This window comes from Actinosynnema sp. CA-299493 (assembly GCF_050946825.1).
In the GTDB taxonomy this organism is placed as follows: domain Bacteria; phylum Actinomycetota; class Actinomycetes; order Mycobacteriales; family Pseudonocardiaceae; genus Actinosynnema.
Map to the genome: position 1 here is coordinate 6,211,234 of NZ_CP191993.1, position 11,963 is coordinate 6,223,196.

The 11,963-nt window shown below is 71.3% G+C and carries 5 protein-coding genes; all 5 read left to right on the forward strand.

Going from position 1 to position 11,963, the window contains the following annotated elements; genetic code table 11:
* The 5 genes from ACQPYE_RS25895 (at position 1) to ACQPYE_RS25915 (ending at position 11,715) form a co-directional block, all read left to right on the forward strand.
* Positions 1-3,894: an AfsR/SARP family transcriptional regulator gene (locus tag ACQPYE_RS25895; protein ID WP_498715009.1), complete on the forward strand. Its 3,894-nt coding sequence runs from the start codon at positions 1-3 to the stop codon at positions 3,892-3,894.
* Between the two features lie 318 nt (positions 3,895-4,212).
* Positions 4,213-5,847, forward strand: a complete 1,635-nt coding sequence (locus tag ACQPYE_RS25900) for a protein kinase domain-containing protein (RefSeq protein WP_498715011.1) — start codon at positions 4,213-4,215, stop codon at positions 5,845-5,847.
* The gene (locus ACQPYE_RS25905; protein WP_498715013.1) at positions 5,840-7,654 is read left to right on the forward strand and encodes an SPFH domain-containing protein; all 1,815 of its coding nucleotides are present in this window, start codon (positions 5,840-5,842) and stop codon (positions 7,652-7,654) included. The genes ACQPYE_RS25900 and ACQPYE_RS25905 overlap by 8 nt, the downstream gene beginning before the upstream one ends.
* Before the next feature lie 10 nt (positions 7,655-7,664).
* On the forward strand, positions 7,665-9,164 hold the full coding sequence (locus ACQPYE_RS25910) for an Hsp70 family protein (RefSeq protein ID WP_498715014.1): 1,500 nt from the start codon (positions 7,665-7,667) through the stop codon (positions 9,162-9,164).
* Between the two features lies 1 nt (position 9,165).
* Positions 9,166-11,715: a hypothetical protein gene (locus ACQPYE_RS25915; protein ID WP_498715015.1), complete on the forward strand. Its 2,550-nt coding sequence runs from the start codon at positions 9,166-9,168 to the stop codon at positions 11,713-11,715.
* Positions 11,716-11,963 lie beyond the last annotated feature (248 nt).

Genomic DNA, 11,963 nt, shown 5'->3' on the forward strand with positions numbered 1-11,963 from the left:
GTGAGCCGGGCACAGGACGACCTCGGACGGCCAGACGAGCACGAAGGCGGCAGTCGCCACGCGGAAGTCGGCGGCAGCACCGACGGGCCGGTGGTCGCGGGCGACTACAACCTGGTGATCAACGCGCGTGACGGGTCCTCCGTCACGGTCGGCATGGTAGAGCGGGAACGACCCGAGCCGGCGCGCCGGGATCGGATCCCGGCGCTTCCCCGGCGCACGCGCCGGCCGCCGACCGACCGCCTGTCGCACTCCGGACAGGTCGGGCCCTCCAGTAGGACGTGGGTGGAGATCCGGCTTTTGGACGGTGTGGGGATTCGCAGTGACCAGGGCGAGCACAAGCTGACAACAAGAACGCAGGAGTGCATGCTGGCCGTGCTGGCCCTGTCCCCGAACGAACCGGTCAGCGTCGGGGCGCTGATCGAGTGCCTGTGGTCGCCGGACAACCCGGAACGCAGACAGGCCGAGAATCCCGAGTCCACCATCCGGAGGTATGCCAAGCGCATCCGGAGTGCCCTCACCCGCGCAGGTGGCAGTGGCTCCTGGCTGGACGGGAGTTCACGTCCCGGGTTCTTCGTGCTCGCGATCGACCCGATGCTGGTGGACTACCACCGGTTCCGGTTCTTGGCCGACGCTGCTCACCAGGCCCGTGACCCGGACAGGTTCGAGGAGGCGTTCGCCCTGTGGCGGGGCGCCCCGCTGGCCGGACTTGGCGGCGGCTGGGCCGACCGCCGCCGCGAGGACATGGTCACCCGGCACCGAACGGTCAAAGAGCACCACCTGCGAGCCTTGCTGGACAGCGGCCACGCCGACCGGGTGCTGCAGGAGTTGCACGTCCTGGTCGAGCACCACCCGACCGACGAGTTCTTGCTCCTCGGCGTCCACGCCCTGTCCGCGCTCGGACGCCACATCGATGTTCGCGCCTGGATCGACCGCCTCACCGCCCTGATGCGCCAGGTCTACGGCGCCGAGCCCTCCGCGGGCACGCTTGACCAAGCCCGCCACACGACCGCCGCAACCAGCCGGCTCTCACCACCCGCGCCCACCGTGCCGTCGGCGCCCACCAGCCTGCCCGGGCCGGCGGGCCCCGCCGCGGTGTCGGTGGAGAACGCGGTCCGGGAGCACCGGCAGGTGACGGACCGGGTGTTGAGCGAGGGGTTCACCGGGCGGACGTGGGTGCTCGCGGAGATCGACGAACGCCTGGCCGAGATGTCCGGCGGCTACGTCTGGGTCGAGGGGGACGCCGGGGTGGGGAAGACGGCGTTGGCGGCGTTCCTGGTGCTGGAGCGGGGATGGGTGGGGCACTTCGCCGGGGTGAGCAGGGGTGCGACGGTGCGGGTCGGGTTGCAGAACTTGGTCGGCCAGTTGGTGCGGCGGTGGACCCTGGCGGACATCGCGCCGAGCGCGATGGTGCCGGAGTGGGCGTTCACCCCGGAAGGGTTCGACGTGGTGCTCCACGCGGCGGCCAAGCGGGCGCGGGTCGCGGGTAGCCCGCTGGTGTTGGTCGTCGACGGGGCGGACGAGGCGGAGAGCTGCGGGCAGCCGTGGGGGCTGCCGTTCGTGCTGCCGGACGGGGTGTTCGTGGTGGGCACCTATCGGACCGGCCACCCGCCGCCGCGCACGGGCGGTGACCAGGCCGTGGTGCGATTGGCGGCCGATGATGCGCGTAACCGGCTCGACGTCGAGGCGCACCTGCGTGCGGTGCTGCCGCCGGAGCTCGCCGACGAGGACGTCATCGCCGCGCTGTCGGACCGGTGCCAGGGCGTCTGGGTGTACTTGCGTTACGCCGTCGAGGAACTGAGGAACGGGGTTCGCGACGTGCGAGACCTCGCCACCCTGCCCTCGGGTCTGTCCCGCTACTACACCGACACCGTGGACCGCTGGAGCCGGAGCCCGGACTGGGAAGTCGGGCTGCTCCGGCTCTTGGGCGTGGTCGCCGTCATCGGGGAGCCGCTCGGCGCCGCCGACCTCGCGTTGGCGGCCGACGCCGACGAGACCGCGGTCCGTCGCTGGTGCCACAGCACCCTTCGGCCCTTCCTCGCCGTGGAGCGCGCGGGGCCGACGGTCCGCAGGTTCGGCGTCCACCACACCAGCCTGCGGGAGTTCCTGAACGGCCGTCCTCTGGACGACCTCGGCTCCGAGGAGGACTGGCGCTGGAGTGAGACCCTGGGTGCCGCGGCGGCCGCCGCACGTCACCGGATCGTCGACCACCACCTCGGCAGGTTCGGTGGACTCGACGCCGGGTTGCCGCGACTGGCCGCCGACCCCGATCTGCTGACAGCGGGGTCGGGGTACGCGGTGCGGCACCTGGCGGGGCACCTGCTCGACGCCGGGCGGGCCGAGGACCTCCGCCGACTTCTCGTCACCGGGGGCCGGACGGACAACCTGTGGTTCGCCGCCCACGAGCACGCCGACGCCGTCGACGACTACCTCGCCGACGTCGCCGCCCTGTGGGCGCACCTCGCGCGCCGGACCGATGAGGCGCTGGCCGAGGGCAAGTCCGTGCCGACGCTGGTGGAGGAGGCACGGTGCGCGCTCGTGGTCTCCTCGATCACCAGCCTCACCGCGAACATCCCGGCGGACCTGGTGGTCGCCTTGGTGAAGGCCGGGATGTGGACGCCGTCGCGGGCCGTCGCGCACGCCCGCAGGCTGAACGCCCCGCCGGCCAGGGCCCTGGTGCTCGCCGCGCTGGTCCCGCTCCTGCCCGATGGTCTTCGCCCTCCGGCGGTCACGTGGGCGCTGGCCGCTGCCCGTGATCCCGTCACCCACATCACCGGCGACGTGCTGACCCGGATCGCGCCGTACCTGACGGACGTGACCGACGCGGTGTCGATCGCGTCCCGGGTACGGCACGGGGGGTGGCGTGCCGCCGCGCAGGCGGCGATCGCGCGACGCCTGGACGGGCAGCCCAGGCGGGGCCTGCTCCGGGACGCGCTGGACTCGGCGATGTCCGTCGCCGGTGAGCACGATCGCGCGGAGGCCGTCCGGCGGATCCTGCCGGAACTGCCCGATGACTTCGTCGATGACGCGGTGTCCGCCGCAGTCGGGACCGTCCCGCCGCGCGGGATTCCCCGGCCGCGGATCGGTGCGCCGCTGAAGCACGCGACAGCGGGAGGCGACGAACCCGCGCGGATCGACGAGCTCGCCGCCTTCATCCCGACCAGTTCCGACGGCGGGCTCACCGAGGTGCTCACCGCCGCGGCCGGGATCTCCGACCTCGACGCCCGGGCCGTCATGCTGACGGCGGTCGCCGCCCGGTTGCCCATCGGCGATCGGCCGCCGGTGCTCACCGCCGCGCTGACCGCGGCCCGCACCATCACCGCCGACCCCGACACCGCCGACGAGGCCGACGCCGACGAGGCGGTCAACCGCCGGACCCGCGCCGGGGTGCTGGCCGGGTACGCGGTGCCCGACGAGCGCACCACCGCTGTGGGGCACAGCCATCCTCCGCCCCCCACCCGCACGCTCCCCGAGATCCTGGCGATGGGCGACCCGTTCCGCAGAGCTCGTGCGCTGGCCTTGGCCGCGCCCGGCTTGGCCGTCGCCGAGGTGGACGTGGCGCTCTCCGCCGTGGAACTCCTTCCCGAGGAGGCCCGGACGCGGGCGCTCACCGGCCTGGTGCCCGTCCTCGGTTCCGCTGCTCACCTCGCACGGGCCGCGGCGGCGGCACCGAGCCGGGACCGCGGGCTGCTGGTCGCGGTGGTGACCCGCGCCGCTGTGGTCCTGCAAGGCCCGGACCTGGTCGTCCTGCTCCGCCGCACGGTGCGGTCGGTCAGTCGGACGACTTCTCTCGCGCTCTTGGACAGTGCCGCCCCGAGGCTGTCGGAGCTCGCCGGTCCCGGTTTTCCCGACAGTCTCGCTGCGGCGATCGACGACGTGCGGCGCTGGTGGCCGTGAGGGGAGTCGGGCCTCCTCGCGCTACGGGCGGCAAACAGGTGATCGAGCGCATTTCAAGATCGTTCCGTCAGGGATTCTAAATCCGCAGAATTGCGGCAGGGTAGCCGGTTTCAAGCCCGCGGACGCTTGAACAGAGAAAGTGATCTTGAGGGATTCGTTACCGGGGAAGGCAACGAACCGACTGCCGTAGAGCAAAAGCGTGATAACCAGACGATTTTGTTCCAACCCGGGCTAGAATCATCGTTGCGACGCACGGCGGGCAAACAGGGCTCGCGCGTGGCACGCGTCGGGGGACGTTCGTGTGCCGGAAGGTGACGAATGGTCATTGCACAGGTTTGGGGATTGAGGCCCGGCGATCCAGGACGCCTGGGGCCCTACCGGGTTCTGGGCAGACTGGGCTCGGGCGGCATGGGAACGGTGTACCTGGCGGAGTCGTCCGGAGAACACGTTGCCGTGAAGGTAATCCATTCATCGCACGCGTCGGATCCCGTGTACCGCATGCGGTTCACCCAAGAGATCGCGGCGGCGCGGGCCGTGCGTTCGGACTACACCGCCACGGTGGTCGACTCGCAAGTGGTGGGCGACCCGCTCTACGTGGCCACGGAAGTGGTCCAGGGACATGCGCTCGACCGTTTGACGGAACCCGGAAAGGGGCTACCCGCAGAACGCGTCGTCTCACTCGCCCGCGACACCGCGCGGGCGCTGCGCGACATCCACCGGGAAGGGCTGGTCCACCGCGATCTCAAGCCCTCCAACGTGATGGTCGGCGTGGACCGGGCCGTGCTGATCGATTTCGGCATCGCGACCACCGTCGCCGACATCGGCCGCCTGACGAGCACCGGAAAGGTGATGGGAACCCTGCCCTACCAGGCTCCGGAACTGGTCAGGGGAGGCAGTACCGCGTCGGTGAAGTCCGACATCTTCGCGTGGGGCTGTGTGGTCTTCTACGCCGCGACCGGGCGGGGGCCGTTCGGCGACGGCGCGGCGGGCGAGGTCATCCCGGCCATCCTCGGCGCGGATCCGGACCTGCGCGCGGTTCCGGGCGAGGTGCGCGAGATGGTGGGGCTGGCGCTGTCGAAGCGGGCACAGGACCGGCCGGACGCCGATGGGGTGGTCGCCGAACTGGAATCGGTGGCCGCGTTCGTGGTGATCTGCGGTGCGCGGCAGAACGGTTACGAGGTCCGACTTCGGAACCTCCTGATCGAGAACGGCTTCGCCGTACGGATCTCCTCCGTTCCGGAGACCCTCAACGGGGCGGGCGTGCTGCTGATCGTGGTCACCGATCGACCCGCTCCGGAGACCGTCGACATGCGACTCGCCGCGGAACGGCTCGACATCCCCGTTCGGCGGATCGCCCTGTCCGGTCTGCGGCAACCGGACGAATTCCTCGACGCGCGTGCCAGCGCGCTGCCCGGCCCTGCCCACCTCGCGCAGTTGCGCGCCCTGGTGCGCACGGAGCAGCGGCCGCACCACGCCACCAGCCCGGTGGACCGCACGGCCGCGCTCGTCGCGGCGGTGCGCACCGCGTTGCGGGCGGGCGATCTCGTCACGGCCGACCGGCTGACCACCGACATGCTGCTGGCGGCGGCCGGGAGGGCGGAAGAGGGCTGGATGATCCGGTCTCACGTCAACCTCATCGGCACGGCGTTCCTGCGCGAATTCACCGAGGTGTGGCATGAGGAAACCGGTGGCCGGCACGGTTTTCGCGCCCAGCGAGCACTGGTGCCGGAGAACTCGCGCAACAGGATGTTCGCCCTGGCCCGTGCCTTCGGGTGGAGTCGTGAGGGCCCCGTGCCGGACGACTACGAGACCTGGGTGGCCGACCGCGGGGACGTCCCCGGGTTCTTCCCGACGCTGCGCTCGCCCAAGCGGTCATACGGCTGGTACGACAGCTGGAGCATGACGGTCACCGCGGTGCACGACCGGATCAGCGAGGAGCGGCACAATGGATGACATCATCGGGTTCGTGCTGCCGTGGCTCGCCGTCCTGGCCGGGCTGGGTTTCCTCGTGCTGGTCGTGCAGCAGATCAAGCTGTCCATTGTCGACGTTCCGCTGGGCCGGTTCGTCATCGTGACCCGCAAGTACAGCTCGTTCCGGCACGCCGGTTCGCTCGCCAAGGCGGTGAACCGGCAGAGCAAGCTGCTGACCGGCGGTCGCATCTACTTCCGCCCACCCTGGCTCTACCAGAAGCACGTCCAGGACATGATCAGCATTCCGGTGGACTCGATCGGGATCGTGCACGCCAAGATGGGCAGCTCGCTCGAGCGCGGACAGCCCATCGCCCGGCACGTTCCGTGTGACCACTTCCAGGACTTCAGGACGTTCCTCGACAAGGACGGACAGCAAGGACCGCAGATCGAGGTCCTGAACAGCGGCGGCCAGTACGCCATCCATCCCACCGTCTTCGACGTGAAGATCGTCAAACGCACCTACGTCCCGCTGCGGACCATCGGTGTCGTGGTGGCCAAGGTGGGCGAGATCATGCCGTACGGCCACACCCTCGCCCGGCACGTCGAGTGCAACTACTTCCAGGACGGGGTGAAGTTCCTCGACGACGGCGGGCAGCAAGGCCCGCAGCAGGCGCTGCTCCCCGGCGGGGGCAACTACGCCATCAACACCGACATGTTCAACGTCCTCACCGAGAACCACTTGGACCTGGAGACGGTCCCGCTGTCCCACCACTACCTGGAGCCGGAGGACCTGCGACTGGTGTCGGTGGAGAGCGAGGAGACCGGGGTCGTCATCGTCACCGAAGGAGCGCACCCGGTCGACGCCGCTGAACCCGCGCCGAAGATCGAGGGCCACGAGAGCTTCCAGTTCCCCTGGATCTTCCTGGCCAACGAGGGGCAGTTCGGTCCGCAGTCGGAGGTGCTCCCGGGCGGTTCCACCTACGCGATCAACCCGTTCTTCGCGCGCGTGGTGCGGATCCCCTCGCGGGAGCTGATCCTCTCCTGGGGCCGCAAGGACGTCAGCGCCGACCGCTACGACTCCGAACTGGACCTGATCGAGGTGACCCTGGACGGGTTCCACGTCTCGGTCGAGCTGACCCAGACCTTCGCCATCCCGCCGGAGACCGCGCCGCACCTGGTCAAGCGGTTCGGCGAGGACGACGAGGAGCACGGCACCGCGGGCGTGCGCAAGTCGGCCGCGGTGCAGCGGCTGGTCACCCGCCTGCTCGGCGTGGTCGTCAAGGGCTACTTCAACGAGGTGTCCAACAGCCACCTCATCGAGGAGTTCATCAGCGACCAGAACCAGGTCCGCGCCGAGCTGAAGACCCTGGTCGAACAGGCGCTGCGGGAGCAGAACGTCTCGCCCCGGCTGACCACCATCGGCGCGATCAAGTTCCAGTCCGACGAGATGAACGAGGAGTTCCGGCACTTCGCGAAGCTGCGGCAGCAGAGCAAGCAGCTCGGCCAGCAGTTGACCAACGCGGCGGTGGAGACGGACCTGAAGAGGGAGAGCATCAAGCAGGAGAAGCTGAAGCGGTCGGCGGAGCTCGAGGAGGACGTCCGCATCCTGGGCCGTGACCAGGTCGCCGCGGAGCGGTTGGCCAAGATCGACGCGAGCCGCCCGGTTCCCCAGGTCTTCATCGCGCCGGGCGACCCCGGGGTGCTCGACCTCCCCAGACGGGTCCGTGGCGTCTCCCGGCGCGGCGAGCAGCCCCTGTGGGTGCTGGACACGGCGGACGTGCAGCCGCAGCCGGCGCAGATCACCGAGGCCTACGACCGGAAGGAGCAGGAGCATGACGACCAGCGCTGACCGTCCCCGCTTGGGAATCGATCTCGGCACGACCGCCACGTGCGTCTGCGTGGTGGACGGCAGCGGGGAGGCCAGGGTGCTGGCCAACCGGGAGGGCGGCGCGACCACTCCGTCGGCGGTGTACCTCGGTGAGGACGGCACAGCGGTGGTGGGTGCTCTCGCGCTCGACCAGCGCGCGTACGAGCCGGGGCGGGTGATCACGGAGATCAAGCGCGAGATCGGCAGCGACTACACCGTCGCGGTCCCCGGCGGGCACCTGCGGCCCGAACAGATCTCGGCCCTCATCCTGCGGCAGGCCGTCGAGGACGCGCTCGAAGTGCTCGGCGTCGCGGTGCCGGACACCGGTCCGTTGGCCGGTGCCGTCGTCACGGTTCCCGCGTACTTCGGGACGGCGGAGCGGGCGAGCACCCGCGAGGCGGCCCGCATCGCCGGGCTGGAGGTGCTCGACCTGGTCAACGAACCGACCGCGGCGGCGCTGGCCAGCGGTCTGCGCGGCACCCCGGCCGGTCGGGCGGTCCTCGTCTACGACCTCGGCGGTGGGACCTTCGACGTCACCGTCGTGCTCATGTTCCCCGACGAGGTCCGTGTCGTGGCGACCGGCGGGGACGCCCGTCTCGGCGGCGCCGACTGGGACCGGGTGCTCGTCGACCTCGTCCTCGACCAGATGGGTGACATCTCCGACGAGGAGAACCCTCGGACGTCTCCGCGCCTGATGGCGGGACTGCTCGGGCAGGCCCAGGTGGCGAAGGTCGCGCTGTCGACCTCTACCGAGCAGATGCTGACCATGCGGACCGCGCAAGGCCATGTGCATCGCATGGTCATCTCCCGCAGCGACTACGAGAAGGCCACATCCGACCTGCTCGACCGCACCATCGACTTCACCGGCGACCTCATCGAGCAGGCCCGCGCCGCCGGGGTGTCGACGATCGACGACGTCCTCCTGGTCGGCGGGATGTCGCGGACGCCCGCCGTGACGAGGAGGCTCTACGAGGCGTTCCCGCACCTGCCCGTGCCGCAGCTCGCGGCCGACGCGGAACTGGTGGTCGCCAAGGGCGCGGCCCAGGTCGCCGCCGGCGAGTCCCGGAAGGTCGTGGACGTGACGTCCAAGGGCTACGGCGTGCTGATCACGCGCGACGCCGATCGCCCCTCCCTCGGCAGCGCGGTGCACTGGATCATCGCTCCGAACACCCCGTTGCCCACCAGCGGGCAGCATACTTTGTGCATCGTGCGCGACGGTCAGACCACGATGCGGGTGGCCGTGTACGAGTCCATGACGGACGTGCTGTCCGACGACGAGGCCGACCACGTCCAGCTCGACGAGCGCACCATGGAAGGACTTCCTCGGGACAGCAGACGCGGTGACCCGGTCGAGCTCGACTTCTCCCTCGGCGTCGACGGGGTGCTGCGGATCGAAGCCCGCGCGGCCAACGGCGCGCAGCTGCGGATCGAGACCCAGGTCCGCGGCCGCGACACCGACGCCGTCGCGCCGCTGCCCGGCCTGCGGCGGTGACATGGCCGAGACCGACCTTCCCGGGCTCCGCGAGGCCGACGTCCACGCCTACCTCGACGTCGTCATCACGCCGGTCGAGACGGGGTGGTCGCCCCACCGGAACCTGTTCCGGGTGTACCGACTGCCCATCGACTGCACCGCCGACGAGATCGACTCGGCGCTGACCTCCACTCCGGAGCTGTGGGGCATCCCCGAGCTGCGCGAGCACAACTGGGCCGTGGAACGGTTGCGGCATGGGCACCCGACCGCCGCGCGGGTGCTGAGAGACCCCCGCGAGCGCTCGGTGCACCGGACCGCCGTAGCGGCGGAACGCACCGCCCTCGCCAATATGGTCAAGCAGTTCCTGCGATCCGCGCCAGGCATGCCCGCCGCCGCCGTCGCAGCCCTCGTCCGGCAGTCCGCGGGCCGCTGGAGCCGCCCGGACGTCCTGGCCGCGCTCGAACAGCACCGGGCGGTCGAGCGCGAGCCCGCCGGCCTCGACATCCCGCCGGATACGTCCCGGTCGCACCGGATCACCGCCGCGCTGGCCGACCTCGGGATCCCCAGCCTGTGGGAGTACCTGACCAGAAACCTGTCCTCCAGCGGCGCGAACGTCCACGTCGACGCACTTCGGCGCAGGCGCACACAGCTGCGGACCGGCCGAGGAGTCGGTGTCGCGGTTGAGGAGACGGTGCTCAGGGCCGTCGAAAGTGCGTTGGGCGAACCCGACGGACTGAGCTCTCTGCTGCGCCACGAGTTCCTCACCGAGCTGTCGGTGGCCGTGCTGCTGGGCTACCAGGAGGTCAGTTTCCTCGCGGCGGCCGACCCGCAGCGGAGCGTCGCGAGCGGTCTCCCCCGCGACCCCGACACGCTTGCCTACGCCGTTTGGTGCCGACGCACGCACCGATCCGATTGGGAGTCCGACTACAGGCAGGCAGTCGCCGACGGCAGGCTGCACGACGCGCTCAGGGTGCTGTCGAGAAGGCGGCTGACCGAGGACTGGGAGCGCGTCCGCGACGCGCTGGCCGCGACCGTGGACCGGTTGGCCGCCGATCTCGCCCTCGCCCGCGAGTTGGAGGGCACCGCGCCGGAGGACGCGGCTGCCCGCTACCTGGCGGCGGGCCGGGAGCTGACGGACCCCGAGATCACGTCGGGCCTGCGCCGCTGTCCGGCCGTGGCACCCGCCGAGGTGTCCGCGCGGGCGCACCACGACGCCATCGTCGTCACGTGGCAGGAGTCGACGTCGACCGCGGGTCGTCTGACCTACCGAGTCAGCCGGAGCGGGACGGTGATCGCCGACGACACCGACGCCTTGGCGTTGTCGGACGTGCCGCCCGCCGGTGTGCCGACGTCGTACGCGGTGCAGACCCTGCGCAACGGCGTCCCCGGCGGGATCGCGCACAGCAGGGAGGTCGTGCCGGCACCCGAGGTGCTCGACCTGGCGGTCGAGTCGACGATGCTGTCGGTGCGCGGCCGCTGGCGGTTGCCGCCCGGAGCGGTCGGGGCGTCGGTGACCAGGATCGCGCCGTCGGGCGACACCGCGGAGATCGCCACGCCCGACGGGACCGGGTTCGACGACACCGCTGTGGTCCCCGGTGTGCAGTACCGCTACCTCGTGCGCGCCCGCTATCCCGGCCGGGCCGGCAAGCCCGAGGACAGCGCGGGCTTGGCGGTCTGCGGCGAGTGCCCGGGGAACCCGCGCCAGGTCGACGACCTGCGGGCCAACCTCTCGGGCGACACCGTGGAGTTGACCTGGAGCAGGCAGAGCGGCACTCCGCTGGTCATCCGCGTCCCACACGACGGGGTCGCTCCCGCACCGCAGGTTCTCCGGGCCGCCGACGCGGTGGTCGCGGGTCGGGTGGTCGCGGTCAGCGACACGGGCCGGGCGTCGGTCCCGCTGGCGGACCTGGCCGGGCAGCGGGTGCTCGTGCCGGTCTCGGTGTCCGGGCCGCTCGCCGCCATCGGCCCGGCGACGCGGGTGGCTCCGCCACTGGAACCGGTCAGCGGCCTGCACGCCAGGCGATTCGGCCCGCAGGTGGTGCTGTCGTGGCAGTGGCCGATGTGGGCCACCGACGTGCGGGTGGTCTGGCGGGTGGACGGGCCGCCGACCGGACCGCTGGACCCGCAGGCCACCGTGGTCGAGTTCAGCAGGTCCGCGTACGCGGGCCGCGGCGCGAGGATCACCGCGACCCTGCCCGGCGAGCACTGGTTCGGGGTGTCGGTCGTGGATTCCGGCCGGTTCGGACCGATGGTCACGGTGTGCTCCATCCGGCTGCGCGAGGTGCGCTACAGCGTCCGGCGCGCGGCTTGGTGGCGCCGGGGCGAACTGCTGGTGGCCGTGCACGGTCCGGAGCCCGCCCCCGACATCGCGGTTGTCGCCAAGTCCGGGTCGCGTCCGCTGGCTCCCGAGGACGGCGTCGAGATCCTGCGGCTGCCCGCCCCCGGCCCGCCCGGGCCCGCCCGAATTCGGTTACCGCGCCAACTACGGCGGCCGGTCTTCCTCCGCGCGTTCTCCCTGGACGAGACCGTCGCGCTCGCCCACCCCGCTCCTCACCTCCTGGTCGTGCCCTGACCCGAGAGGAGACCACTGTGCCTGCTCCGATCTGGAGCGTCCCGACCCGGCGTGTCCCGGCCTGCCCCTACTGCCACACCCGGACACCGGGGAAGACGTATCTGAGGCAGTGCGCCTCGCGCTGCGGCGAGACCGCGACCCGATTCCCCGCCTCCGACGCGCGCAAGGGCAAGTGCCCGCACGGGCGTGCTCCGAATGCCCGCCGGGTCTGCCCGGTCTGTGAGCAGGCCGTGCCGCGCGAGTACGTC

Bases quoted from the DNA above. Each gene is read 5' to 3' on its own strand.
- ACQPYE_RS25905 (WP_498715013.1), top strand. From the start codon at position 5,840: ATGGATGACATCATCGGGTTCGTGCTGCCGTGGCTCGCCGTCCTGGCC.
- ACQPYE_RS25900 (WP_498715011.1), top strand. From the start codon at position 4,213: ATGGTCATTGCACAGGTTTGGGGATTGAGGCCCGGCGATCCAGGACGC.
- ACQPYE_RS25915 (WP_498715015.1), top strand. From the start codon at position 9,166: ATGGCCGAGACCGACCTTCCCGGGCTCCGCGAGGCCGACGTCCACGCC.